General features: G+C 65.2%; 27 protein-coding genes. 17 read left to right on the top strand and 10 right to left on the bottom strand.

Annotated features, from left to right (window positions below; all coding sequences use genetic code 11):
* The first annotated feature begins 14 nt into the window (after nt 1-14).
* From NL2_RS03100 to NL2_RS03090, 3 genes are read left to right on the top strand one after another with little or no spacing between them, the layout of a single operon-like run.
* Complete coding sequence (locus NL2_RS03100) at nt 15-1025, top strand: alpha-ketoacid dehydrogenase subunit beta (RefSeq protein ID WP_068071614.1); 1011 nt, start codon at nt 15-17, stop codon at nt 1023-1025.
* Nucleotides 1026-1039: 14 nt separating this feature from the next.
* The gene (locus NL2_RS03095; RefSeq protein WP_068071612.1) at nt 1040-2458 is read left to right on the top strand and encodes a dihydrolipoamide acetyltransferase family protein; all 1419 of its coding nucleotides are present in this window, start codon (nt 1040-1042) and stop codon (nt 2456-2458) included.
* Between the two features lie 19 nt (nt 2459-2477).
* The gene (locus NL2_RS03090) at nt 2478-3017 is read left to right on the top strand and encodes a VOC family protein (RefSeq protein ID WP_068071610.1); all 540 of its coding nucleotides are present in this window, start codon (nt 2478-2480) and stop codon (nt 3015-3017) included.
* A gap of 19 nt (nt 3018-3036) precedes the next feature.
* Here NL2_RS03090 and NL2_RS03085 read toward each other — a convergent pair whose 3' ends face one another.
* Together NL2_RS03085 and NL2_RS03080 are read right to left on the bottom strand one after the other, a co-directional pair.
* On the bottom strand, nt 3037-3456 hold the full coding sequence (locus NL2_RS03085; protein WP_068071608.1) for a nuclear transport factor 2 family protein: 420 nt from the start codon (nt 3454-3456) through the stop codon (nt 3037-3039).
* Complete coding sequence (locus NL2_RS03080) at nt 3456-4814, bottom strand: aromatic ring-hydroxylating oxygenase subunit alpha (RefSeq protein ID WP_068071607.1); 1359 nt, start codon at nt 4812-4814, stop codon at nt 3456-3458. Before NL2_RS03080 ends, NL2_RS03085 begins: the two co-directional genes overlap by 1 nt.
* 150 nt (nt 4815-4964) lie before the next feature.
* Here NL2_RS03080 and NL2_RS03075 point away from each other — a divergent pair, with 150 nt between their 5' ends.
* Nucleotides 4965-6377, top strand: coding sequence for an aromatic ring-hydroxylating oxygenase subunit alpha (locus tag NL2_RS03075; RefSeq protein ID WP_068071605.1), 1413 nt, complete (start codon nt 4965-4967; stop codon nt 6375-6377).
* Nucleotides 6378-6387: 10 nt separating this feature from the next.
* Nucleotides 6388-7026: a TetR/AcrR family transcriptional regulator gene (locus tag NL2_RS03070; protein WP_068071603.1), complete on the top strand. Its 639-nt coding sequence runs from the start codon at nt 6388-6390 to the stop codon at nt 7024-7026.
* Nucleotides 7027-7067: 41 nt separating this feature from the next.
* Here the strand turns inward: NL2_RS03070 and NL2_RS03065 are convergent, their stop codons facing one another.
* From NL2_RS03065 to NL2_RS03050, 4 genes are read right to left on the bottom strand one after another with little or no spacing between them, the layout of a single operon-like run.
* Entirely contained in the window at nt 7068-8150 is a 1083-nt protein-coding gene (locus NL2_RS03065; protein WP_084355819.1) for a phosphotransferase family protein, read from the bottom strand.
* 35 nt (nt 8151-8185) lie between these two features.
* Entirely contained in the window at nt 8186-9211 is a 1026-nt protein-coding gene (locus NL2_RS03060) for a YybH family protein (RefSeq protein WP_068071598.1), read from the bottom strand.
* 46 nt (nt 9212-9257) lie between these two features.
* Complete coding sequence (locus NL2_RS03055; protein WP_157083007.1) at nt 9258-10013, bottom strand: EthD domain-containing protein; 756 nt, start codon at nt 10011-10013, stop codon at nt 9258-9260.
* A complete protein-coding gene (locus NL2_RS03050) occupies nt 10013-10906 on the bottom strand; it encodes an SDR family NAD(P)-dependent oxidoreductase (RefSeq protein ID WP_169799457.1) in 894 nt (297 codons plus the stop codon). The genes NL2_RS03055 and NL2_RS03050 overlap by 1 nt, the downstream gene beginning before the upstream one ends.
* A 225-nt stretch (nt 10907-11131) precedes the next feature.
* Here NL2_RS03050 and NL2_RS03045 point away from each other — a divergent pair, with 225 nt between their 5' ends.
* Both NL2_RS03045 and NL2_RS03040 read left to right on the top strand, forming a co-directional pair.
* Nucleotides 11132-12142, top strand: coding sequence for an LLM class flavin-dependent oxidoreductase (locus tag NL2_RS03045; RefSeq protein WP_157083006.1), 1011 nt, complete (start codon nt 11132-11134; stop codon nt 12140-12142).
* A 124-nt stretch (nt 12143-12266) separates the two neighbouring features.
* A complete protein-coding gene (locus NL2_RS03040) occupies nt 12267-13013 on the top strand; it encodes an SDR family NAD(P)-dependent oxidoreductase (protein WP_068071590.1) in 747 nt (248 codons plus the stop codon).
* Here the strand turns inward: NL2_RS03040 and NL2_RS03035 are convergent, their stop codons facing one another.
* Complete coding sequence (locus NL2_RS03035; protein WP_068071587.1) at nt 13014-13442, bottom strand: acyl-CoA thioesterase; 429 nt, start codon at nt 13440-13442, stop codon at nt 13014-13016.
* On the bottom strand, nt 13439-14593 hold the full coding sequence (locus tag NL2_RS03030; protein ID WP_218006085.1) for an aromatic ring-hydroxylating oxygenase subunit alpha: 1155 nt from the start codon (nt 14591-14593) through the stop codon (nt 13439-13441). The genes NL2_RS03035 and NL2_RS03030 overlap by 4 nt, the downstream gene beginning before the upstream one ends.
* A 153-nt stretch (nt 14594-14746) precedes the next feature.
* On the opposite strand from NL2_RS03030, the gene NL2_RS03025 reads away from it, so the two are divergent.
* Genes NL2_RS03025 through NL2_RS03015 form a run of 3 tightly spaced genes read left to right on the top strand, consistent with a single transcriptional unit; the run spans nt 14747 to nt 17000 of the window.
* Nucleotides 14747-15988, top strand: coding sequence for a cytochrome P450 (locus NL2_RS03025; RefSeq protein WP_068071583.1), 1242 nt, complete (start codon nt 14747-14749; stop codon nt 15986-15988).
* A 4-nt stretch (nt 15989-15992) separates the two neighbouring features.
* On the top strand, nt 15993-16769 hold the full coding sequence (locus tag NL2_RS03020; RefSeq protein WP_068071581.1) for an enoyl-CoA hydratase/isomerase family protein: 777 nt from the start codon (nt 15993-15995) through the stop codon (nt 16767-16769).
* 36 nt (nt 16770-16805) lie between these two features.
* Nucleotides 16806-17000, top strand: coding sequence for a ferredoxin (locus NL2_RS03015; protein WP_218006084.1), 195 nt, complete (start codon nt 16806-16808; stop codon nt 16998-17000).
* Nucleotides 17001-17050: 50 nt separating this feature from the next.
* Here NL2_RS03015 and NL2_RS03010 read toward each other — a convergent pair whose 3' ends face one another.
* On the bottom strand, nt 17051-17338 hold the full coding sequence (locus tag NL2_RS03010) for an antibiotic biosynthesis monooxygenase family protein (RefSeq protein WP_068071577.1): 288 nt from the start codon (nt 17336-17338) through the stop codon (nt 17051-17053).
* Nucleotides 17335-19056 (bottom strand): class I adenylate-forming enzyme family protein, encoded by a 1722-nt coding sequence (locus NL2_RS03005; protein ID WP_068071575.1) that lies wholly within the window; start codon nt 19054-19056, stop codon nt 17335-17337. The genes NL2_RS03010 and NL2_RS03005 overlap by 4 nt, the downstream gene beginning before the upstream one ends.
* Before the next feature lie 116 nt (nt 19057-19172).
* On the opposite strand from NL2_RS03005, the gene NL2_RS03000 reads away from it, so the two are divergent.
* The 7 genes from NL2_RS03000 to NL2_RS02970 all read left to right on the top strand — a co-directional run bounded on the left by NL2_RS03000 (nt 19173) and on the right by NL2_RS02970 (nt 25945).
* Nucleotides 19173-20309 carry an acyl-CoA dehydrogenase family protein gene (locus NL2_RS03000; RefSeq protein ID WP_068071573.1) on the top strand — a complete coding sequence of 379 codons (1137 nt, stop codon included), beginning with the start codon at nt 19173-19175 and terminating at the stop codon, nt 20307-20309.
* Nucleotides 20310-20348: 39 nt separating this feature from the next.
* Nucleotides 20349-20945 (top strand): TetR/AcrR family transcriptional regulator, encoded by a 597-nt coding sequence (locus tag NL2_RS02995; RefSeq protein ID WP_068071571.1) that lies wholly within the window; start codon nt 20349-20351, stop codon nt 20943-20945.
* Between the two features lie 103 nt (nt 20946-21048).
* Nucleotides 21049-21525, top strand: coding sequence for a MaoC/PaaZ C-terminal domain-containing protein (locus NL2_RS02990; RefSeq protein WP_068071569.1), 477 nt, complete (start codon nt 21049-21051; stop codon nt 21523-21525).
* Between the two features lie 4 nt (nt 21526-21529).
* A complete protein-coding gene (locus NL2_RS02985; protein ID WP_068071567.1) occupies nt 21530-22756 on the top strand; it encodes a thiolase family protein in 1227 nt (408 codons plus the stop codon).
* Nucleotides 22757-22759: 3 nt separating this feature from the next.
* Nucleotides 22760-23164, top strand: coding sequence for a Zn-ribbon domain-containing OB-fold protein (locus tag NL2_RS02980; protein ID WP_068071565.1), 405 nt, complete (start codon nt 22760-22762; stop codon nt 23162-23164).
* A 10-nt stretch (nt 23165-23174) separates the two neighbouring features.
* Nucleotides 23175-24779: an AMP-binding protein gene (locus tag NL2_RS02975; protein WP_068071563.1), complete on the top strand. Its 1605-nt coding sequence runs from the start codon at nt 23175-23177 to the stop codon at nt 24777-24779.
* A complete protein-coding gene (locus NL2_RS02970; protein ID WP_068071560.1) occupies nt 24776-25945 on the top strand; it encodes a thiolase family protein in 1170 nt (389 codons plus the stop codon). The genes NL2_RS02975 and NL2_RS02970 overlap by 4 nt, the downstream gene beginning before the upstream one ends.
* Nucleotide 25946 lies beyond the last annotated feature (1 nt).

Below are 25946 nucleotides of genomic sequence, written 5' to 3'. Positions count from 1 at the left end.
AACGGAACAACGACATGGCACAGATGATGTACCGCGACGCCGTGGTGACGACGATCGCCGAGGAAATGGAGCGCGACCCCAACGTGGTCGTGCTGGGCGAAGACGTGGTCGGCGGCATGGGCACCGCCGGCGGGCCCGAGGCGATCGGCGGGATCTGGTCGACCTCGACCGGGCTCTACGGCAAGTTCGGCAAGGACCGCGTGATCGACACGCCGATTTCGGAAAGCGCGATCATGGGCGCGGCAGCGGGCCTCGCGCTGGCAGGCAAGCGCCCGATCGCCGAGCTGATGTTCGCCGACTTCATCGGCGTGTCGCTCGACCAGATCTGGAACCAGCTCGCCAAGTTCCGCTACATGTTCGGCGGCAAGACCAAGTGCCCGGCGGTGATCCGCATGGCCTATGGCGCAGGCTACAACGCGGCGGCGCAGCACAGCCAATCGGTTCACCAGATCCTCACCGGAATGCCCGGCCTCAAGGTGGTGATGCCCAGCACGCCCGCCGACGTCAAAGGCCTGCTGCGCACCGCAATCCGCGACGACGATCCGGTGATCTTCCTGGAGCACAAGGCGCTCTACGGCATGAGCGGCGACGTGCCCGAGGGCGACTATTCCATCCCGTTCGGCCATGCGCGCCTGACCCGCGCGGGCCAGGACGTGACGATCGTCTCGTCGGGCCTGCTCCTCGGCTTCTGCGAGGCGGTGGCCGACAAGCTCGCCGCCGAAGGGATCGGTTGCGATGTGATCGACCCGCGCACGACCAGCCCGCTCGACGAGGAAGCGATCCTCGATTCGGTCGAAGTCACCGGACGGCTGGTGGTGGTCGATGAAGCCCCGCCGCGCTGCGGGCTTGCCGCCGACATCTGCGCGCTGGTCGCCGACAAGGCGTTTTCCAGCCTGAAGGCGCCGCCGCAGGCGGTGACGCCGCCGCACACACCCATCCCGTTCGCGCGCGAGCTCGAGACCGCCTACCTCCCCTCGACCGACAAGATCGAGGCCGCGGTACGCAAGGTCTTGGGCTGGCGCTGAGAGGGGCGAAACCCATGACCGACATCCGCCCGTTCTGCATGCCCAAATGGGGCATCGAGATGACCGAAGGCACCATCGCCGAATGGATGGTGAAGGAAGGCGACGCGTTCAAGCGTGGCCAGACCTTGTGCCTGATCGAGACCGCCAAGATCACCAACGACGTCGAGGCCGAATACGACGCGGTCGCCAAACGCGTGCTGGTGGGCGCGGGCGATGAGGCGCACCCGGTGGGCACGCTGCTGGCGGTGTTCGCCGAAGCCGCCGCCACCGACGCCGAGATCGACGCGTTCATCGCAGCGTTCCGCCCGGCGGAGACATCGGTTGCCGCCAAGGGCGGTGCCAGTGCCGCGCCTGCTCCGGTTGCCAAGGCCCCTGCCCCGGCAACCCCGGCCAGGATCGTCACCAACCGCCCGATCAGCCCCGAAGCGCTCAAGCTGGCCGAGGCCGAAAGCGTGGATATCGCCACGATCGAGGGATCGGGGCGCAACGGGCGCATCACCTATCAGGACGTGGTGCAAGCCTTGCGGCCCGACAGCCGCGCGGCACCGCGCGGTGCGCTGACGCTGCCGCCCGAAATCGGCGCGATCTTCGCCTCGCCGCTCGCCCGGCGTCTGGCCGCACTGCATGGCATCGATCTGGCCGGGCTGGCCGGTTCCGGCCCGCGCGGCCGCATCTCCAAGGCCGACGTGCTGGCGCGCGTGCCGCAGCCCGCGCCGTCGGTTGGGGCCGGGCCGTTCGCGCTGGTGGAGAACCGCGCGACGATCCAGCCGTTCGACAAGATCCGCAAGGTCGTGGCGCGGCGGCTGACCGAGGCCAAGCAGCAGATCCCGCACTTCTACTTGCGGGTCAGCGCATCGACCGACGCGCTGATGGCCTTGCGCGAGACCGCCAACCTCGTGCTGGGCTGCAAGGCCTCCGTCAACGACTACCTCGTCAAGGCCGCCGCGATGGCGCTGGTCCGTCACCCCGACGTCAACGTACAGCTGCACGGCGAGGACATCCATCGCTTCCCCCACGCCGATGTGGCGGTCGCGGTGGCGAGCCCCAAGGGCCTGGTCACGCCGATCGTGCGGCAGGCGGATCGCATGCGGATCGACCAGCTGGCGGCAGCGACGCGCGCGCTGATCGACAAGGCGCAGGCAGGCAAGCTGGCGTACGACGACATGGACGGCGGCACGTTCTCGGTCTCCAACCTCGGCATGTTCGGGGTCGAGCAGTTCGATGCGATCATCAACCCGCCGCAGGCCGCGATCCTGGCCGTGGGTGCCGCCAGCCGTCAGCCGGTCGAGCACGCCGACGGCAGCATGGGCTTCGAGGGGCGCATTTCGCTCACCCTGTCGGTCGATCACCGCGCGATCGACGGCGCGACGGGCGCCCAGTTTCTTGCCACGCTGAAATCGATGATCGAAGACCCCGAACAGCTGTTCGCCTGACGTTACCGGAGAGACAACGATGCCCAAGCCCGGATCGATCGCCGCCCTCGGCGCGATCATGCAGCAGGCCTACCTGCCCGCGGATTTCGACGCGGCGGTCACCTACTGGACCGAGACGATGGGCGTCGGCCCGTTCTTCCTGCTCGAGAACATCAGGCTGGGCGGCATGACCTGCTACGGCCAGCCGACCGACGCGATATTCTCGGTCGCCATCGCCTACTGGAACGACATCCAGATCGAGCTGGTACGCCCGGAAAACGATGCACCGGCGCACTACACCGGCAAGCACGCGGTGCATGACCGGGTGCAGCACGTGTGCATCGTGGTCGATGACATCGCGGTGGCAAAGAAGGCCGTACTCGCTGCCGGCGGCGAGATCGTGGTCGAGGGCAAGGTCGGCGAGGCCGGCGCGGTGATCTATGCCGATCCCGGCTTTGGCCCCGGCGGGATCGTCGAATATGTGCAGCTCGACAACGGCGGTCCCGAATTCTTCCAGATGATGAAGGACGCCTCGGTCGACTGGGATGGCAGCGAGCCGCTGCGCAAGCTCAGCTGGTAGCGCCGCCCCGGGGCAGGATTTACCCCGGCCGGATCACCAGCACTTCCAGACTGCGGCTGGCGAAATACCAGCGCCCGTCGCGCTTGACCCATTCGTCGTCATAGCGGTTGAGCCAACGCTCGGTCTTGCCTGCGGTGTCGGTGTTCAGTTCGTCGGTATACGTGTGGCCGTGCGCGGTTTCGCCTTCCACCACGATGGCGCCGCAACGCTGGAAATTGACCTGGAATGGCCAGCCGGGCATGGCATCGAGCCAGGCTTTCAGGATCGCCGCGCTGCCTTCGATGCGCTCCATGCCGGGGATCGCGGGCAGCTTCCACACGCCGTCCTCGGCCCAGTTGCCGATCCAGTCGTCGGCGTCGCGCCGCGTTACGGCATCGCCGTAGCTCGCCACCAGTTCGTGGATCGCGACCCGATCTTCCAGCGGTCCGGTAAATGCCATCAGCGTCGTCCTTCCAGGTAATCGTTGAGCACTTCGTGAAACCGCCGCACGCGGCTTTCCTGGCCTGAGAGATAGGGATCTTCGTATCCCAGCGAATGGAAACCCACCTGCTGCGCCACCGCCACCGACAAGTCCTGATCGATGAAATCGCCGAGGAGGTGCCCGCCGTTGCTGTCGCCATACGTGCGGAATTCGTGCTCCGCTTCCTCGTAAGGACGCATCCCGTAGACGGTGGGCACCTCGGTTTCGCCGGCGATGCGCGGCGCGAGATACCAGTAGTCGAACGTGCACCATTCGGGATCTGCCGCATCGGGTTCGGTGCGAAAGAAATGCACCCCGTCGGGCGTGCCCGTGATGGTCACGTTGGGGAACACGGTGTGGTGGAAATAGTCGGTCAGTTCATCGTCGTGCAGGTCGTCGAAATAGCTGCAGCCGCGGTCCGGCCCGAGTGCCCGCTTGGCCTGTTGCAGCGCCTTGCGCCCGTCGCGCGACCGGCCCTGGAACGCGGCGGGTTCTAGCCCCCACTGCTCCAGCATCATCTCCCACACCGGCTCGACCATGTTGGGAAAATCGGCGCGCAGCGAGGGCTGGCCTTGCTCGATCATGCGGTTGTGCCCGTTGGGGAACATGTCGAACCGCGTGTTCGTGTAATCCTCGTCGATCATTTGCCGCATCTGCGGGTGGACCGTGGGCAGGTGATAGCTTTCGTTGAAGTTGTCGGGCGAAAACTTCCAGTTGGTGTTCACGCGCACCGTCAGCCACACCACGCGGACCAGCTCATCCAGATTGCGGCTGGCGAACAGATCGGGGATCGGCGCGAGGTAATCGAGCAGCGGGCGCGGTTGGGATGCGAACGAGTACCACACGAACCCGCCCCACACCTCGCAGGCCACTTCCTTGAGCCCGATCTTGCCACACGGGCTGCCCTGCGGGAAATCGTCGGGGTCCTGCGCCGCACGGACCATGCCATCCAGACCGTAGAGCCAGCCGTGATAGGCACAGCGCACGCCGTCGATCACCCCGCCCTGCTCGACTGCCGCAAGCCGGTTGCCACGGTGGCGGCAGGTGTTGTGGAACGCGCGGACCGAGCCATCGTGCTGGCGGATCACCAGCACCGACTGCTTGAGGAAATCATGGACGATGAAGTCGCCCGGCTCCTCCAGCTGCGCCATGCGGCCCGCGACGTGCCACACGCGCTGCCACATCTGCGCCCACTCGGCGGCGGCGAAATCGCGGTCGAAATAGCGTTCGCCGTTGATCGGGTCGCCGCGCAACGGCTTGGCCCCGCCCAGCGGGGAATCGGGAAACGGCGGCCGGTTGGCGGGCCGGGGATCGTCGAGAACGGGGGCGTCTGCCATCGGGCCTCTCCAATAAAGCCGCACCCCTTGTCCGGGGTCTGGACAGCACACTCTCCCCAACGCCGGTCGCTCGCCACTGTGTTTTAGAACAGGTGTTGGAAATAAATGGCGGTGGCATTCTTGAGACAACAGACACTTGGGAGAGTGGCCATGAATGCCCCCGAACGCTTTGGCTCGCCCGGCTCCGCACGCTGCCCCGGCGCCCCTGCTGTGCAGGACGTGATCCGCGCCGATGGCGATGCCGACCGCCAGCCAGCCTCCTACAAGCTCGACGCCTACACTTTCCTTGGCGATCGCGACATTCCCTACGAGCGCTACACCTCACGCGAATTCTTCGATCTGGAGATGGAGCGGATGTGGACGCGCACGTGGCAGTGGGCCTGCCGCGAGGAGCACATCGCCAACGCGGGCGATTACTATGTGTACGACATCGGACCGTATTCGCTCATCGTCACGCGGACCGCGCAAGGCGAGATCAAGGCCTATTACAACGCCTGCCTGCATCGCGGCACCAAGCTGAAGCCCAGCTTCACCGAAGGGTACAGCCCCAGGCTCGCCTGCCCGTTCCATGGCTGGACCTGGAACCTCGAGGGCGAGCTGGAGGACCTGCCCTGCGCCTGGGACTTCCCGCATGTCGACAAGGCGAACAGTCGCCTGCCCGAAGCCCGCGTGAGCGTGTGGGCCGGGTTCGTGTTCGTCAATCTGGACGAGAACGCGATGCCGTTGGAGGAGTACCTCGCCCCGTTGCCCGATCACGCCGCGCACGCCGATCTGGCCGATCGCTACGTCGCGCTGCACGTGCAGAAGGAGCTACCGTGCAACTGGAAGGTGGCGTCCGAAGCCTTCATGGAAAGCTATCACACGCCGGTCACGCACTACCAGCTGCAGAAGGGTACTGGCGACATCAACACCCAGTACGACACGTTCACGCCGCACGTGAACCGGCTGTTCAGCCTGGCGGGCGTGGCCAGCCCGACGACGGGCGGTGGGGTCAGCCAGCAGGAGATCATCGACACTATGGTGCTGGGCGATCGCGCCAGCATCGGCGATGCGCTGACCGTACCCGAGGACGGCAACGCGCGCGCCGTCATGGCCAGCTTTTTCAAGGGCGTGATCAAGGCCGGGGGCAAGGATGTCGACGATCGCTCGATCAGCGAGATCATCGATACCGTGGGCTACTTCGCGTTCCCCAACGGCCACTTCTTCCTCGCCCCGTCATTCCCGATCGTCTACCGCTTCCGCCCGCTGGGGACGGACGTGGACAAGGCGCTGTTCGACCTGCTGCTGCTCGCGCCGATCCCGGCGGGCGGGCGGCCCGATCCGGTCGAGGCCGTTCGCATCGGCGTGGACGACAGCTATTCGAGCGTGCCGGGCGTCGATCCCGCGCTGGGCGAGATCTACGATCAGGACACCGGCAACATGGGCTGGATGCAGGAAGGCATGAAGGGTTCGAAAAAGCGCGGCGCGACGTTCGCCAACTATCAGGAATCGCGTATTCGCCACATGCACCAGACGCTCGACACGTACCTCGGCACGGCCGAGGGGCCGCTGTCGGCCAGTTGAGGCACGCGCCATGCCCGCGATCGTCGATCACGTTGCGCGGCGGCGGCAGGTCACGCGGATTGCCGCGCGGCTGATCGCGCAATCGGGCACCGCCGCCACCACCATCCGCGCCATCGCGCGCGAGGCCGGGTGCTCGACCGCAATCGTGTCGCACTACTTCCGCGACAAGCGCGAACTGACGCTGGCAACGTACCGGTTGGCGATGGAGGAAACGATCGAACTGGCGCGCCGCCGCCGGGCGCGCGGTGCGGACCTTGCCACCTGCCTGGAAGCGATCATGCCGCTCGACCGGCGGCGGCGCGACAACTGGAAGGTATGGTTCGCGTTCTGGGGCGTGGCGATGGCCGATCCCGAATTCATGGCCGAACAGCGCTTGCGCGGCCGCGAAGCGCGCGCGCTGTTCGCCGAACTGATCGCGGCGCAGGCGGGACTGGAAGACGCCGCATTGCGCGAGACGCAGGCGCGGCGGCTTTTGGTAGTCGTCTCGGGCCTTGCCACGCAAGCCACGTACGATCCGGCGGAATGGCCCCCCCACCGCCAGCGCGAGCTTATCGCGGCAGAAGTGGAAGCGCTGGGGTTGGCACGCGCTCCCTGCGCAGCGTGTGGAGAACCCGCCATCGACGGCGACCGCGACTGCGCCGCCAGTTAGAGCCCTCCCCGGCCAGTGGCGCCTACCGTCGCATGGCGTCGTCAACGCGCGTTCATCGTCATCACCATGGCGAAATAGTGATCGAGGCGATCGTCGTGCGTCCTGTCGATCATCGCGGCGAGCATGGTCGCGGCCGGGTTGTACAGCCCGACCTGATTGTCGGCAGCCAGCGCGCCGGACTGGATGAGCAGGCCGCCCGTCCGCGCCATGACCAGCGCCATGCGCAGCGCCGCCAGTACCTCGTAGTAAGGCAAATCTTGCACAGAGCGGCCCAGCGCGCTTTCGAACTGCGCGATCTGCTGCGCGCGATCGGGCATGCCTGCAGGCAGCGGATGGCCAGCGGCGAGCATCCGTTCGACAACGAACCACCAGCCGAGATCGATTTCGGCCGGACCGATTGCTGCGGCCTCGAAGTCGAGCGCGGCTGTCACCGCGCCATTGGCTCCGAACAGGAAATTGCCGGCGTTGGAATCGCCCCACAACAGCTCGGCGGGCGTCCCGCTGGGCTGGTTGTCGCGCAGATACGCGATGCCCGCGTCGATCACCGCATGCCCCGCCGGGCAGACCATGTTCCGCCACGCCGAAATCCAGCCCAGATAATGGTCAAGGCCCGGCGCGCCGTAAGCGGGTTCCATCAGGAAACCGCCCCCGGCACGCCAGTCGATCCGGTTGATCCGCGCCATGACCGCCAGCGCGTCGTTCCAGGCATGCGCCCTTTGCGATGGCGCCAGCTCCATCAACGGGCCGGCAACGTGATAGCTGGGATGCTGCGGCAACGAGACCCCGGCGCACGCGCGCATCACCAGAAACGGCGCACCCACGATCGACAGGTCTGTTGACCACCCCAGCACGGTCGGAACAGGCACGCCCGATTGCGCCAGCAGGTCCATCATTCGCGCCTGGCGTTCCATCGATGAATCAAGGAACATGTGCCGCCCGATCCGCTCGATCCGCAACACGATGTCGACCGGGCCAGCATCGGTCGCGATTTCGAGCAGCAGGGTATCCGCCGAAAAGCCGGTCTTGGGCTGCTTGATGCCCACCACCGCGCAATGCGGCCCGAGGCATCCGGTCGCGTCGAGCCAGTCGCAGAACGCGGTTAAGTCTTGTGCGACGGCAGCCAATCCTTATCCCCTTTTGTGCACGGCGGACGTTGCGGTCATCGCGTCTTGAAATCGGGCGAAAGCATCATCGCCTTGCCCGTCGCGCGGTCGACCGGGTACGAGACCATTTCCATGAACGTCTGCCATTTGCCGTCGTACTGCCGCAGACAATCGCTCTGCCGGATCGACAGGCGCGGTCGCGAGCCGTCGTTCATGTCGATGACGATGTCCTGAGTATCGATCTGCGCGCCGAGCAGCCCATCGGAATCCGCCTCGTACAGCGGGTTGACGACGTGGAGGCCGGAAAAGCTGTTGTACAGCGGGCCATAATACCCGGTGACTTCCGCGCGGGTGCGGATGTTGCCGGGATTGAACTCGCCGTACAGCAGGACGTCATGACCGGGGGCGAAGAATTTCATCGCGGATTCCAGCCCGACTTCGCGCAGCGCGCTATCGGTCCAGTCGACGATGCCTTGGCGTGCGGCCTCCGGATCGATCGCCTTGCGGCTGAGCGACGCGGCATTCCATGCCAGCGGGCCGCGAACGGGCAGCGGCCCGGCTGCAACCATGCCGGTCTTCCGGTCGATCGCCTGGGATATATGCTGTTGGATCAGCTGCCAACGACCGCCGATCTTCTTGAACACGTCCAGCTTGCGGTATTCGGCAGGCGTCGTTCCATGTCCCGGTGCGGGCACATCGAAGCGGATCTGCGATGCGCTGCAGGCAAACCCGGGCGTAGAGATCACGCTCATCTCGGTAAACCGGCCTTTGCTCCCGGCCAGCGTCTCGCGATATTTGCGATAGGCCTCGAGAATGGCGGCCCGTCCGCGACTGACGGCGGGGACATAGGCATCCACCAGCACCGCCTGATCGGACACGATGTTGCCAAGACCATCAACATTCGCCGTATCCGCCATCCTGTTTTCGATCGAGCGGATAGCCTCGAGGTCTGCCGGCCGGTTCCAGACCGCGCGACCCGCCCGGGGCGAAGCCGCAATGGATGGCTGCAGGCCGAACGGCTGCAACGCCGCACACATTGCGATCGCGGCCATGATGGCGGATTTCGATGTCTTGCGGATCATGCGATATGTTCCTCCCAAAGTTGGCACGTGTTGCCGGACAGTCCGGTCAAGATTCGACGGCCACGCCGCCGGCGTCCCTGTCGAACAGCACCCGCTCCTCCGCGCTGATGAACGACAGCATCTCGCCGGGGCGGGAAAACTTCTGCTCGTCGGGGCGGACGATCCGCGCGTATTCTTCGGAGCCGTAGACCTTCAGGAAATCGCCGATCTGGGCAAACCCCATGTCGGAACACATCGGCACGAAACGACCCGCAGCCAGCCACTCGATGCTCGGCACAACCGGTGCTGGCTTGCCATGGAACTGGGTGTAGCGCGTCAGGGGATCCCATACTTGTGGCGCGGTCCGGGCCACGCGGGGATGCTCGTCGCGATAATACGTTTGCGCCACATCCAGCGGAACGCCCTCCGCCACGTCCCCGCCCGCCAGGAACTTCACCGCCGAGCCTGCTTCCGGCTTGACCGGAAACGCCTGCGCCAGCCAGACCACGCCAGCCGCCCCGTCGATCACCGGCAGGGCCAGGTCGCGCAGCGCTGCATCGGCGCGCAGCATCTCGAGCACCGCGACGGCGGCGGCGGGTTCATCGAACCACAGTTCGAACAAGCCGTCGAACGCGGGCGGAAACACGTCGCGCAGTGCGCCGCTGATCGTTGCCGGGGCCACGTTGACGATCGCCCGGATCGTTCGACCATCGCGGGATGCGGCTGCGGCCAGCGCCGGTGCGATCGTATCGAGCCAGGCCTGCTGGAACACGCCCGCCGGAACATCGCTGCGCTTTCGCAGCAGCAAGGTTGCTCGCCACATCACGCCTGGCCTTCTGTTTGGGGGTTTGGGGACGGTTCGCCGCTGCCGCCCACCCCGGCCATCGCATCGCTGTAATCGGGGTAGGCAAGCTTGCCGATCGCACCGCCATCGACCGGCAAGTTGGCGCCGGTGATAAACCGGCTGCGATCAGACAGCAGGAACAGCGCAGCCTCGGCCGCCTCGGCATAGCTGCCGACCCGCCCGGCCATGGTCGTCGCCGCGACGGCGCGGTCGAGCGAGGCGTGATCGAACCCGGCCGGCAGCGTCGAAACGTCGCCCGGCCCGGGCCTGACCGTGCCCACCACCAGATTGTTGCAGCGAACCCCGTGGCGCGCATAGTCGTTGGCGACTTGCCGCCCGAGCGCTTCCAGAGCGGCCTTGCACATCGCATAAGCCCCCATCAGCGGGATCGCCCGGGCCGCTGCAATCGCCGAAATGTTGACGATGGCGCCGCCACCTTGCGCCATCATGTGCGGCAGAACCGCCTGGCAGCAATACAGCGCACCCATCGCGCCGATGTTCATGGCATCGGCAAAGGCGCTTGCCGGAAGTTCGTGGACCGCCCCCAGCCCGAACGCGTCCCCCGAAGGCCCGGCATTGTTGACCAGAAGCGTCGGCGCACCAAACCGCGCCGCCGTCTGCACCACCAGTTCCGTCACCGCCGCTTCGCTGCTTACGTCGGCCGCGAAGAATTCGGCCGCGCCGCCCGATCGCGTCAACGCCTGCCGCGCGGCAGCGCCGGTCGTGGCGTCGCGGCCGGCAATCATTACCGCCGCCCCGGCAGCGACCAGCCGCATCGCGATGGCAAGGCCGATACCGGAACTGCCACCCGTGACGATCGCGACCCGGTCCTGCAGGCGATCCGCGCTCTCGACGTGCGCCGCCTCAGCCACAAGGCAACGCCTGCCGATACGCCCGCCGCTGGATCGCTTGCGCCACTGTCCCATCCCCTCGACCTGCAGCGGTTCGGTGCCGCTCGTCCCATTCCGTTGCGGCACCATTCCTGCGACCGAGCGCGCAGTTGTCCGGCCAGGAACGGCCGGGTAACCTGCCCATCGCTAGGGCCTTCATCGGGCAGCGTGCTCAATGCGGTGACGGTTCACGCGAAAGGCAAGGCATTGGAACTCGGGATCTACACTTTCGGCGATCTGGTGACCGATCCGATCACCGGCCGGAAGACGACGCCGGTCGAGCGCATGCGCCAGATGATCGAGATGGCGAGGTTGGCCGATGACGCAGGGCTCGACATCATCGGCGTGGGCGAGCACCACACGCTGCGCTACGTCAATTCCGCCACCGCCACCCAGATCGCAGCGATGGCCGCCGTGACGAAGCGCATCCGCCTGACGAGCGCCTCGACCTCGCTGGGCACCGCCGACCCGGTCCGCACCTTCCAGGAATTCGCCACCGCCGATCTGGTATCCGAAGGCCGGGTCGAAATCATCTTCGGGCGCGGTGCGTTTACCGAGAACTTCCCCCTGTTCGGATACGATCTCAAGGATTACGACGCGCTGTTCATCGAGAAGCTGCAATTGTTCGACCTGCTCAATCGCAACGAGCGGGTGAGCTGGTCGGGCCGGTTCCGGCCGCCGCTGGTCGATGCCGAGATCGCCCCGCGACCGGCGCAAGCCGTGTTGCCTGTATCGATCGGCGCCGGGCGGGTCGAAACCGTGACACGCGCCGCGCAAATGGGCTACGCTCTGGCCATACCGATGGTCGGCGGCGACTTGCGGGACTATGCCGAAGTCGCCCAGGCCTACCACCGCGCGATTGGCCCCAACGCGCCGAAACGGCATCTCGCAGCCTTTGCGCACCTGCATGTCTCGGCATCGGAGCGCGACACCCAGGTCGGGTTCTATCCTTATTATTCCGCGTATCTGGAGCCCCTGTTTCGCGGGCCGATGCCGCCGAAAATCTATGCGCAAATGCTCTCGCCGATGGGCGCTTTGGTTGCGGGCAGCCCGCAACAGGTGGTCGACAAGCTGTCCCTGATGCGCGAAATGATGGGCATCACCCGCTTCCTGGGGCAAGCCGACGTCGGCGGCCTGCCCTTTGCGGCGGTGATGAAAGGGATCGAACTTTACGCCACCAAAGTCGCGCCGGCCTTGCGCGAACGCCGGGCGCCGTGACGGTCAAGCACAGCTTCGGTTGAGTGAGGCGTTTGACGCGACGCCCCACTATAAAACAAACACTTGTTTTTTGCGCATCATGGTGCACAATCCACGCTTCAAACAATTCGCCAGAGGATGGGACATGGGTAGGCTCGAAGGAAAAGTTGCGATCATCACAGGTGCATCGCAGGGCATGGGCGAGGCGCATGCCAAGGCGTTCGTGGCCGAAGGCGCCAAGGTCATCCTGACCGACGTCAACGATACGGCAGGCACCAAGCTGGCCGACAGCCTGGGCGAGAATGCGATCTTCGTGAAGCAGGACGTCGCCGATGCCGCGCAATGGGCCGACGTTCTGGCCAAGGCCGAAGCGAAGTTCGGCACGGTGACCGTGCTGGTCAACAATGCCGGCATCATCGGCAAGATCGCGCCGACCACCGAACTCGCGCAGGCCGATTTCCAGACGGTGTGCGACATCAACCAGCTCGGCGTGTTCCTGGGCATGCAGGCAGTGTTGCCGGGCATGATCCGGGCAGGCGGCGGATCGATCGTCAACATCTCTTCGATCGCGGGCATGGTCGCGGTCTACGGGTCGCCCAACCTGGCCTATGTCGCCAGCAAGTTCGCGGTACGTGGGATGACCAAGCAGGTCGCGATCGAATACGGCCCCAACAACGTACGCTGCAATTCAGTGCACCCCGGCTACATCCGCACGCCGATGATGGCTGCCGCAACCGACGAGGAAGGTGGCGAGGCGCTGTCGATGATTCCGCTCAAGCGACTGGCCGATCCCAGCGAAGTGTCGAATCTGGTGATGTTCCTGGCGTCGGACGAATCCTCGTTCATCACCGGGATGGAACACGTGATCGACGGCGGGATGACCGCCGCCTGATCAATTTTCGCAGTAGAAACCCAGCCGCGCGCGAACGCTTTCGGACAGTTCGCGCGCGGATTTGGTTGCGGGATCGACCTGGACCAGCGTGCTGGTCGCCTGCGCGCAGCGGTGGCCGTGCTGGTAAAGCCCCTGCTCCGCCGTCAGCGACGAGCGCCCCAGTTTGAGGATGCGCAGCCCGGTGGAAACCTCGCCCGGCCAGACCAGTTCGTGCAGGTAATCGATTTCGGTGCGGGCCAGTACGAAGTGGCAGCCCGGATCGGCCAGATCGTCGGCATCGCCATGCAGCAATTCGGATCGCGCGGTTTCAAGATAGACGCCGAACACCGCGTTGCTGACATGGCCGAAGCGATCGGTATCGCTGAACCGCACTTTGTCGCCGGTTATCAGCGGATACGACTCCAGCGCGACGGCAAGGGTGCGCGTCATGCGCCTGCGGCTGTGCGGCGCCCGATCTCGCGATGGAACGCGGTGAGCCGGCCCTCGGCGGTGTTGAACAGGTATTCGCCCTGCCCCAGCGAATGCGCGACGGTGCCCCAGCCGTTGATGATGTTGCAATCTTCCGACGCGACGTCCTGGAAGTTCTGCCAATCACGATCGTTCTGCCGCACCCACTTTTCTTCGCTGATGCCTTCGGGGCACGGGCCGACCATGCCATAGGCCACGAAATGGGTCTTGCCCGGTCCGGCCGGCCACATCGTCCAGGTTTGCAGGTGCGTGGGAAAGTTGCTGTAGATGGTGTTGGGAAACGCAAGGTAATGCGTGATGTGCGAGGCGCGGTGATCGGCATCGTCGGGATGGCGGTCGGTCAGGCCTTTGACGGGAATCGTCATCCAGCTGTGCGGATCGCAGATGCGCAGCCGCGCCTTGCCCCACTGCACGATCTCGGACAGCGTCGCCTGGTGCGTGAACGGCACGTGCCACGTCTCGTTGAACGCATCGACCACCACTTTCCAGTTGGCGTCGAGCACCAGATCGAAGCGATAGCGCACGTCGAACGTCTCAAGCCCGAACCAGTCCAGCTCGGTGCCGATGTCGCCCAGGTAGGTCTTGAGGTCCTTGGTGTCGGATGACAGGCACAGCCACACGAACCCGCCGTATTCCTCGGCCCGCACCGGCGGCGTGCGCAAGGCGGCGATGCGATCGGGATCGAACGCGGTCTTCATCGGCGCGAACCGCAGCTTGCCGGTCAGGTCGTAGATGAAGCCGTGCCACGGGCAGGTGAACCGCCCGCTCTCGCAATGGCCGGATTCGCCGGCGACCAGCCGCGCGCCGCGATGCTGGCACACGTTGTGCCACGCCAGCACACTGCCATCGTCCTGCCGGGCGATGACGATCGACTGGTCAAGCTCGCTGAACACCGACCAGTCGCCCGGATTGGCGATGTCGGATGCCGGGCACGCGCGCAGCCAGGCCGAATGGAACACCTTCTCGATTTCGCGGCGATACTGCGCCGGATCGGTATACGATCGCGAATCGACGGTGCTCGGCGGGAGGGGATATTGTTCAATCGAATCCCGGCTGCCGGTTGTTGTGGCAGTTGCGTCGGCAGCTGCTTGTGCGGTTGGTGGGGCCTGCATCATCGCTCCGTCGGTCTCGGGTCAGGGTCGGTACGGCATGGCTATAGCGTAAAATTCGTCGAAGGCTGCGCATTGCGCTTGACGGATCGGCTGCGGCTACCGTAAAAACAAATGATTGTTTTGGGCTAACAGAACACGTGAGGATGCGCAACCATGAATGAGGATGCCCCGTCGGCCGAGGTGTTTGAAGCCCCGTCGCACGATGAGATGATCGCGCGCTTCGGCCGCGATCTGGTCAACGATTTCGATCTCGACGATCCTGCCTTCAACGACAAGTTCGACGAGACGCTGAACTACATGGTGCGCAAGTGCCCCGTGGTCCATTCCAGGGTCGGCCGGGGGTATTACCTCATCAACACGCAGGACGACGTGCGGCGCGCGGCGCAGGACTGGCGCACGTTCAGTTCGGCCAAGGGTTACATGCCCAACCGGCCCGAAGGCCTGCCCTACCTGATGCCCGAGGAATCGGATCCGCCGATCCATACCAAGTGGCGCCACGTGCTCAACCCGCACCTCAGCCCTAGGACGGTGGCCGGTTACGAACAGCCGGTGCGCGACGACGTCAACGCGCTGATCGACAAGTTCATCGATCGCGCGGAATGCGAATTCATCTCCGAATTCGGCGCGCTGCTGCCCGGCTGGGCGTTCTTCAAGAACATCCTGGGCCTGCCGATCGACGATCTGGCGATGCTGGTGAACGGCGTGGAAGAAGGCACGTTCGCGCCCGATCCCGAAGTCCGGGGCAAGTACTTCGGCGAAGTGTTCGCCTATCTCGAAACGCATCTCGCATGGCGCAAGACGCAGCCGTCGCGCGGCGATCTGATCGACACGATCCTGGCCGGCGTGACGTATGAAGGCGGCACCGAATCGCCGTGGGCGCATAAAGTCAGCATCCTCGTCGACCTGACCTTCGGCGGGATTGCCACGACGACATTCGTCATGGCCTCGGCGATCCACCATCTTGCCATGCATCCCGACCAGCGGCAGTTGCTGCTCGACGATCCCTCGCTGATCGAAAACGCGATCGAGGAATATGCGCGGTTCTTTCCGCCGGTGGTGGCGCTGGGCCGTACCTGCACCCGCGACGTCGAAGTCTCGGGCACGACGATCCCCGAAGGCGAGTTCGTGATGCTCACGTACGCCGCCGCCTCGCGCGATCCGCGTCACATGGACGAACCGGAAAAGATCGACGTGCGCCGCGAAGGCATCCCGCATTCGACGTTCGGCGTCGGCCCGCATCGCTGCATCGGCTCAAACCTGGCGCGCGTGGAACTGACCGCGACGCTGGAGGAATGGCTGAAGCGCATTCCCGAATTCAGCGTCAAGCCCGGGACCGAGCCAACCTATGTCACCGGGTTCCTGCGCTCGATGCGCAGCCTCGAACTGGTATGGTGATCGCATGAGCCGGCTGGCCCCGCGCCTTGCGGATTACAAGGATCGCTACCGCAACATCGTGTTCGAACGCCACGACGACGGCGTCCTGCTGGTGCGGTTCCACACCGGCGGCGGCCCGTTCGTGTGGAGCGAGGAAAGCCACGAGGAACTGGGCTATTGCTTTGCCGATATCGGCGCCGACCGCGAAAACCGCGTCGTGGTGCTGACCGGCACGGGCGATGTGTGGTGCGACGTGATCGACTTTGCCAGCTTCAGCCTGAATACCCCCGCCGAATGGGACCACACGTTCTATGACGGGCGCAAACTGCTGGGCAACCTGCTCGACATCGAAGTGCCGGTGATCGCGGCGATCAACGGGCCGGCGCGCATCCATCCGGAAATCCCGGTGATGTCCGACATCGTGATCGCGGCGGACACCACGATCTTCCAGGATGCCCCGCACTTCGTGGGCGGGATCGTGCCGGGCGACGGCGCGCATGTGGTGTGGACGCATGTGCTGGGCCCCAACCGGGGGCGCTATTTCCTGCTGATGAATCAGGAACTGACGGCGGCGGAAGCCTTGACGCACGGCGTGGTCGGCGAAGTGCATCCGGCGGGTGACGTGCTGGGCCGCGCGCTGGAGATCGCGCACATGTTCGCGGGCAAGACCGACCTTGCGTTGCGCTATGCCCGGGTCGCGTTGACGCAGAAATACAAGCGACTGATGGACGAAGGCCTCAGCCTCGGCCTCGGGCTGGAAGCGCTGGCGGCGGTGGATCTGCTGTCGCGTCTGAAGGGCTAACCGGCCGAAAATCGGAGAGGGACGAAAACGATGCGCATGAAAATCGACGACGAAAACTGCACCGGCCATGGCCGCTGTGCCAAGTACGCGCCCAACGTGTTCCGGCTGGACGACGACGGTTACAACGTCGATCGCGGCAGCGAAATCGAGGTTCCGGCGGGCGAGGAAAAGACCGCGCTGCTGGGCATGAAATCCTGCCCGGAACGCGCGATCACGATCGTCGAGGAATAGGCCGCAAGGCCGGCAGGGGCCGAACTGAAGCCCCTGCCGCTCCGCTGCCATCACCCCATATCGAAGTGTTCCATGTTCGACGGTCCGCCGAAGAACGGGCCGACCAGCGCCTTGAATTCGTCGAACGCGGGCGTCTTGGTCAGCGCAACATGCGCGTCGACCGAATCCCATTCGAGCAGCAGGATGAACTTGCCGGGGTTTTCGACGCCGCGCCCCAGCACGGCCGAATGACACCCTGCCGCCGCACGCAGGATCGCCAGCCCGCGCGTATCCATGGCGCTGGCAAATGCCGCTTCCTGGCCGTCCTTGACGTTGATTTCGGCGCGTTCGAGGATCATCTGGTCTCTCCTGTCAGGGTTGTTTCTTGAGCGGAAGCGGTCTTTGTCGCCACACGTTGGGCGGCAAGCGTGGCAAGCTTGAACTTCTGCGGCCTGCCGGTGATCGTCAGCGGAATCTCCTCTGGTGACAGCACCACGACATGCCGGGGAACCTTGAACCGCGCCAGCTTTTCCCGGCAGAGCGCGAGCAGCGCTGCGGGATCGGCATCCACTGCGTCCCGGGGCACGATGCACAGGCAACCCGCCTCGCCGACACGCGGATCGGGAATGCCCACGACCAGCGCCTGCGCCACGTGCGGGTGATCGTCGAACAGTTCCTCGATCTCGCGCGGCATCACCATCTCGCCGTTACAGCGATAGCTTTCCTTGATCCGCCCGGTCAGCGAAAGATAGCCGTCCGGGGAAAGCCGGCCCACATCGCCGGTGCGCAGCCAACCGTCGGAGGTGAAGGCGGCGGCGGTTTCCTCGGGCTTGCGGTAGTAGCCTTTGGTCACGATCGGTCCGCGAACCACCAGTTCGCCCTCGTTGCCGGGCGGCATCTCCTCACCCGAAACCGGGTTGATCACGCGATAGACCGCCACGCGCCCGCCCAGCGCCGGGTCACCGGCCACGCTCGGCAGCTTGGGCGCGCCGTTGCTTGCCAGCAGGCGTTCGCGCCCATCCTCGGGCAAAGTGCAGGTGGTCGATGCGGTGGTTTCGGTCATGCCGTAAGCGGTGACCGTTTCGCGCGCGCCGAGCACGGCCACGATATCGTCCCACACCGAGGGAACGTTGGTGCCGCCGCTGTTGAACATGCACACAAAGCGGCTGGAATCGAACCCGCGCGTGCGGGCCAGGTCGATCAGCTTGTGCGTCATCATCGGCACGCAGACCATTTCGCTGGCCCCGGCGGTTTCGGCCAGATCGAGCATCGCGGCGGCATCGAACACCAGCTGCGGCAGGATCGCACCGCCGACGAACATCGTCGCGATCAGGCATTCGACATAGCCGAACACGTGGTACATCGGCAGCGCAAACTGGATGCGCCGCCCATCCTCGAACGCGCGCGTCACTGCGGACGAGAACGCCGCGCGCATCACCATATCGTGCGTCAGCATCACACCCTTTGAGCGGCCCGTGGTGCCCGAGGTGTAGATGATGTCGGACAGGCCAGCGGGATCGGCCACCGACTCACGCCGGAGAAGTTCCGCATCGCTGGCGGGCGTGGCGGCGGCTTCAAGCGCGGCGAGCGTGAGGTTGGCGCTGCCGCTGTACGCGCCCTCACCCGTAGGAAACGCCACGACATGCGCCAGCGCGGCAGGCCGCACGAGGTCGGCGAGATAATCATGCCCCCGGAAACGGTCCATGGTGACCAGCATCTTCGCATCGGACTGTTCGAGCACGTAGCGCAGCTCGCTTCCGCGCAGCATGAAGTTGCACGGAATGCAGACGCAGCCCGCACGCGCTATCGCGAATTTCAACGCGACGAATTCGGGATAGTTGGCCAGATCGAGCGCAACGTGATCGCCCGGCGCCAGCCCGATCGCGATCATCCCCGACGCGATCCGCCGCGACCAGTCGGCCATATTGCGATAGCTCCACTGTCCCGATTCTGTAATGACCAGCGGACGTTCGGCATATGTCGCGACAGCGCGATCGAGCGCGCCGCTGATGGTCAACGATTCCCATACGGGAAAGCGCGTTGCCAGATCGGCGCGACGTTGCGCGGCTGCGTGCATGTATCACTCCTCATCCCGATTGACTCGGTCTCGGGGTTATCATAACGAACGTTTGTTTTAGGGGCAATCCACTGCTTCGCGGCGGTTTGCAGGGATACACACGATCGAGGCAGGCGATGGATTTCGGTTTCAACGACGAACAGCGCATGTGGAACGATGTCGTCCAGAACTTCATGGTCAATGAAGTCGGGCAGGATTATACGCTCGAACACGATCTTTCGCGCGAATTTCCCGAGGACGTCTACCGCAAGATGGGCGAAATGGGCTGGCTGGGCCTGCTCATTCCCGAGGAACTGGGCGGCATGGCGACCGATCCGGTGATGTTCGCGATCTTCTGCGAAGGCATCGGCAAGTACAGCCTCGATACCGCCGCCTGCATCATGACATCGATGTTCACCGTCACCAACATTTGTCGCCACGGCACGCCCGAACAGCAGGAGCGCTATATCCCGCCGTTCCTGCGCGGCGAATCCAAGTTCTCGATCTCGATCAGCGAACCGCAATCGGGTTCGGACGCGGCCGGTGGTCGCTCGACCGCGCGGCTCGAAGGTGACGAGTGGGTGTTGAACGGCAACAAGGTGTGGTGCTCGGGCGCGCATTTGCCAGACACGACCATCGCCATCCTCGCCCGCACCAGCCAGGACCGCTACGGCGGGTTCAGCCTGTTCCTGGTGCCCAACGATACGCCCGGCCTGCACATCAAGAAGATGAACACCCTGGTGCGCAAGAGCCTGGGCACGACCGAGTTTTTCATGGACGACTTGCGCATTCCCAAAAGCGCCATCCTGGGCGAAGTGGGCAAAGGCTGGCAGTACATCGGCGAACATCTCGACCTGGAACGGCTGAGCATCGCCGCCTCGCAAGTCGGCAACGCGCGCACCGCGCTGGATGACACCAAGCGTTACCTGACCGACCGCGAGGCGTTCGGAAAGAAGCTGTCGCAGTTCCAGGTGCTCAAGCACCGCATGGCCGACGACGAGACCGAACTCTCCGCCGCAAGGCTGATGGTGTATTATGCGGCGGACAAGCTGTCGCGCGGGGAAAAGGCTGCCGGCGATGTCGCCAAGGCCAAGCTGTTCGCGGCCAAGACGCTGTTCCAGATCGCGTTCAACGGCATGCAGGCGCTGGGCGGCTATGCGCAGCTTCCCGAATATCACATGGAACGCTATTTCCGCGAGGCCAAGCACGGCATGGTCGGTGGCGGAACCAACGAAATCCTGCGAAGTATCATTGCAAAATCGATGGGCCTGTGATGGGCAGATGCTGCTGATTGCGAAAATCCGGACAAGATCATGAACGAAGCCAAGCCTGTCGAAGTACCATCGGGACCGCGCGATGCCATTCGCGATGTGGCGGTGCGCCTGTTCGGCAAGCAGGGTTTCAGCGGCACCTCGATGCGCGACATCGCCAACGCGGTGGGCGTGCTGCCCGGCAGCCTTTATGCGCACATCGCCAGCAAGGAAGCCCTGCTGGTCGATATCGTCAGCGACGGGATTCACCGCTTCATCGCTGCGGTCGAACCGATGGTCGGGGCCACCGGCTCTCCGATCGAGCGGTTGCGCGCGATGATCGTCGCGCATGTCGAAGTGGTCGCGGACAATCCCGAACGATCGCTGGTGGTGTTCCACCAGTGGCGGTTCCTGGGACCGGACAACCTGCCGCTGGCGATCGAGCGGCGGCGCGAATACGAACGCTGTTTCATCTCGGTGATCGAGCAGGGCATGGCGACCGGACAGTTCCGCGCCGATCTCAACCGGCGGATCGCGGTGCTCAGCATCCTCGGCGCGCTCAACTGGACGCCCGAATGGCTTTCACCCGACGGCCAGCTGAAGCCTCACGAGGTTGGCGAACTGATGGCCGGAACGCTGCTGGGCGGGGTTCTCGCCTAGGAAATTCTGTACTTTTGCCAACGCGCAACGCTTGACAGGTCACGCAGGTCAACGTAGAAAACAAACGCTTGTTTTTTGAGGGTGAGATGGCTGTGGCGGTATCATGACAGCGCGTACCTTTTCCGATCCGCAGGATAAATGCTTCGAGGATTTCGAATCCGGCGATGTGATGACCACGCGCGGCCGCACGGTCGATATTGGCGACATCACGACATTCGCCGGACTGACCGGCGATCACTACCAGCTCCACACCGACGCCGCGTTCATGGCCGGCAACCGCTTTGGCCAGCGCATCGCGCATGGTCCGCTGACCTTCTCGCTGGCGGTCGGGCTCGTCGGGCTGAGCGGATTTTACGGCGACGCCATCGTCGCGCTGGTCGAGATCACCGGGCTGAAGGCAACCAAGCCGGTGTTTGCGGGCGACACGCTGCATGTCGTCGCGACGGTCGCCTCGGTGGACGCGACGGGGCCAAAATATGGAACGCTGGCGGTCGAGTATTCGGTCCGCAACCAGTCGGGAGACGAAGTTATGACCTTCTTGCAGACGATGCTCGCCAAGCGGCGGCGGATGGAGGGCTGATCGCATGGCCGAGAACTGGCAGCTTCACGTCACGCCCAACGCGGACAACGATCCGGTGTTCGTCGGCATCGGGGAAATCCCGACCGGCAAGTTCCCCGACCGCGGCTTCATCGAAGCGCTGACGCGCGTCGCGATCCTGGCGTTGAACGACGCCGGCATGGTCCCGCGCGACATCGACACCATCCTGCTGATCCCGAACCTGCATGGCGCGGCGGACCAGGCCGATCTGGTGTTCTCGCGGATGGTCGAGGAACTGGGCATCCACGGCTCGGCCAAATCGAGCTACATGGTCCATTCGGGCGGATCGACCAGCGATAACGCGGTACGCGCGGCGCATGGCCTGATCGCCACGGGCCACGCGCAGAACGTGCTGGTGTTGCAGTGCGAACGCTGGGGTTCGGCCGATCTCAACGAGATGATCACGATGCTGTCCAAGAACGGCATCCCCGGCGAATGGGAACTGCCCACCGGGATCCAGTTCAACGCGATCGGCGCGATGATCACGCGGCGCTACATGCATGCATCGGGCAGCACGCCGGCGGAAATGGCTTCGGTCTGCGTCACCTTGCGCAACTGGGCCAACCTCAACGAAAACGCGATGTTCTACACCAAGCCGCTGGCGGTCGAGCAGATCCTCGCCTCGCGCATGGTCGCCGATCCGCTGCACAGCTACGAATGCCCGCCGATGGCCGATGGCGCCTGCGCCTTCGTGATGACCAGCGCAGGCAACGCGCGGCGTCGCGGGATCAGCCACGGCGTGCGCGTCGCCGGATCGGGCGGCTGCGTTAGCCATTATTGCCTCAGCCAGGAAGCCGACCAGGCCGTGCTCGGCTGGCCGCTGGCGGCGGAACGCGCGTGGAACCAGTCCGGCTGGGGTCCCCACGATGCCCACATCGCAGAAATCTATGACAGCTACGCCGCTGTCACCACGATCGCGCTTGAAGGCATCGGCATCGCCGAAAAGGGCGAAGGCGCGCGCTGGTTTGCGGCCGGTAACGGCGATCCCGGCGGCAAGCTGCCGATGAACACCAACGGCGGACTGCTTTCGGCAGGGCACACCGGCGTCGGCGGCGGCACCGCGCTGCTGGTCGAAGGCATCCGCCAGCTGCTCCACCGCGCACCGTCGAAGCGGCAGGTCGAGGATTGCGAGCGCGCCATCATCGGCGGGTCGGGTGGCAGCTACATGGATGCGCAAATCCTGCTGCTCGAACGCACCAAGCTGGGGGCCTGAACCATGAAAACACCCCGCATCGTCAGCGAATTCCGCGCCGGGCTCGGCCAGGGCGAACTGCTGATCCAGAACTGCAACTCGTGCGGCAAGCCCAACATGTGGCCGCGCTATGCCTGTCCGCACTGCCAGTCCGATGACCTTGGCTGGGCCAAATCCAGCGGCAAAGGCACGCTGCACAGCTTCTGCGTGTTGCGTCAGGGCGCGCCCGAAGGGTTCGACGGCGACCTGCCCTATGCCATCGGCGTGGTGAAGCTGGACGAAGGCGTGCAGCTTCTCGCCCGTCTCGAGGCCAGCGCGCCGGACGACTGGTCCGCGTACAGTTGCGACGACCGGGTCGAATTCGTTGCACCGGGCGCCGCAGAGGCCCAACGGCGGCCTTGCGCCATCTTCCGCCGCGCAGCCGATTGACCGTACCGGCATGAACACGTTCGCTTTCCTCGAAAAATCGGCCCGCCAGCGCCCCGATGGGCTGGCGTTGCTGCACGGCGAGGAACGCCGGACCTATCGTGAGTTCCATGACCGCGCGCTGGCGGTGGGCGGCAACTTGCGCGCGCTGGGCTGCGCGCCGGGGGACCGGGTGGCGTTCTGCCTCGCCAATTCGCCGCGCATCCTCGAGGTGATCTACGGCTGCTTTGCCGCCGGGTTGATCGTGGTGCCGGTCAACGCAAGGCTGCATCCGCGCGAAATGGCGTGGATCATCGAGAATGCCGGCGCGAAATTGCTGGTCCACGGGGCCGAGTACGATGAAGGCATCCGCGCCAACGCGGGGCTGTTCGGTGGCCTTGCGCATCGCGTCTGCACCGATCCGGTCGAGGGTGCGCTCGGTTTCGAAGCGCTGCTCGATCCGGCCCATGCCCTGCCCTGCGCCGACGATGCCGCACCCGAAGACTTGTGCTGGCTGTTCTACACATCGGGCACCACCGGCAAGCCCAAGGGCGCGATGTGGAACCACCGCATGGTTGCGCGCGTGATCATGAACTATCTGGCGGACCTGCATAATATCCAGCCGGGCGAAATGGTGCTGCATTGTGCGCCGATGTCGCACGGCAGCGGGATCGTCGCCCTGCCCGCCGTGGCGCGCGGCGCGACCAACGCGATCTACGATTCGCCCAGCTTCGATCCGGAAAGCCTGTTCGCCACGGTCGAGCAGCTGAAAGTATCGCATGTCGCGTTCATGGCGCCGACGCAGATCATCAAGCTGCTGGAAGACTTCGTGCCCGGACGACACGATCTCTCCTCGCTGAAGGCGATCTGCTATGGCGGCGCGCCGATCTATGTCGATCAGCTGAAGCAGGCGATGGCCGCGTTCGGGCCGATCTTCGTCCAGCTTTACGGTCAGGGCGAAGCGCCGATCACCATCACCGGGCTGAGCGCGGCGGCCCACACCGCGCTGCTTGCGGCGGACGATCCGCGCATCGGCTCGGCCGGACAAGTGCGTACCGACGTCGAGGCGCATTGCGTCGACCAGAACGACCAGCCCCTCCCCCCCGGCCAGCCCGGCGAAGTGGTGACCCGCGGCGACGTGGTCATGCCGGGCTACTGGAACAACCCCGAAGCCACTGCCGAAGCGCTGCGCGGCGGCTGGCTGCACACCGGCGACATCGGCTTCTTCGACGACCAGGGCTTTCTGTTCCTGCTCGACCGCGCGAAGGACATGGTGATTTCCGGCGGCAACAACATTTATCCGCGCGAAGTCGAGGAAGTGCTCATCCTTCATCCCCAAATCGCCGAATGCGTCGTGTTCGGCATCCCTGACGATTACTGGGGCGAGGCGGTTCATGCCGTCGTCGTCGCCCGGCCCGGCTCAGGCCTGACCGCGCCCGACGTGATCGCCTTCTGCGGCGAACATCTGGCGGGCTACAAAAAGCCCAAGGCGGTGGATTTCGTCGATGCGCTGCCGGTCAGCGGCTATGGCAAAGTTCTGCGCCGCGAAGTGCGCGATGCCTACTGGCAGGGCCACGACGGGCGCATCGGCGGCGGATCGGGCGCACGAAGCGCCGCAAAGCCGGTGGCAACGATATGAAGCAGGTCACCATTGCCGGGGTCGGGATGACCCAGTTCGGCGCGCAGCCGGGTCGCGGCATCCGCAGCATGGCGCTTGAGGCGATCGAAGGCGCCATCGCCGATGCGGGCATCGCCATGGACCGGATCGAGCGGATCTATTTCGGCAATGCCATCGCCGGGATCGTTACCCAGCAGGAGATGATCCGCGGGCAGGTCGCGTTGCGTGGCCATCCGCTGGGCCATCTGCCGCTGATCAATGTCGAGAACGCCTGCGCCTCGGGCGGATCGGCGTTCAGCCTTGCGGTAGAGGCCGTGGCCAGCGGCTGCGTCGAAGTCGCGCTGGCAGTGGGCGCCGAACAGATGCATCATCCCGACCGCAGCCGCGCGTTCAACGCGCTGCGCGGATCGACCGACATCGAGGATATCGGTGAGGTCGAGCCGGGCACGATCAGCGCCAATTCGCTGCTGATGGATTATTACGCCGCCGTCGCGCAAGGCTACCTCGACCGCTATGGCGCCGACGCGACCGATTTCGCGCGCGTCGCGGTCAAGAACCGCCGCCATGCGATGGACAATCCGCTGGCGCAGATGCGCAAACCGCAGACGGTCGAGGATGTCATGAACGGCCGCATGATCGTGGCGCCGCTGACGCTGGCGATGTGTTCGCCGCTGACCGACGGCGCAGCCGCCGTGCTGGTCTGTTCGAAAAAGGTCGCGGCCGAACTCGGCGTGCCCGCCATTGTCGTGCGCGCCTGCCAGATTGCATCGGGTGCCGCCGGATCGCCCGTTGGCGACGCCACGCGCAAGGCTTATGCTTGGGCTTCTGCCGGACCCCGGGATTTCGACATGCTCGAACTGCACGACGCCGCCGCCCCTGCCGAACTGATGCAGTATCAGGAAATCGGGTTGTGCGGCGAAGGCGAAGGGTTCGGGCTGGTGCGTGATGGCGTGACGCAACTGGGCGGCGCAACACCGGTCAACACCAGCGGTGGGCTGCTCAGCCGGGGCCACGCATTGGGCGCGACCGGTTGCGCCCAGCTGGTCGAACTGGTCACGCAACTGCGCGGCCATGCCGGTGCGCGGCAGGTCGAAGGCGCGAAGCTGGCGATGAGCGTCAACGGCGGCGGCTGGCTCGACGGGGCTTATGCGCTGGCGATCGCCACCATCCTCGAACGCAAGGCCTGAC

The sequence above is a fragment of the Novosphingobium lentum NBRC 107847 genome (genome assembly GCF_001590965.1).
Lineage (GTDB): Bacteria > Pseudomonadota > Alphaproteobacteria > Sphingomonadales > Sphingomonadaceae > Novosphingobium > Novosphingobium lentum.
Note: the sequence above shows the minus strand (reverse complement) of the source record. Positions and strands in the feature narration are given on the sequence as shown.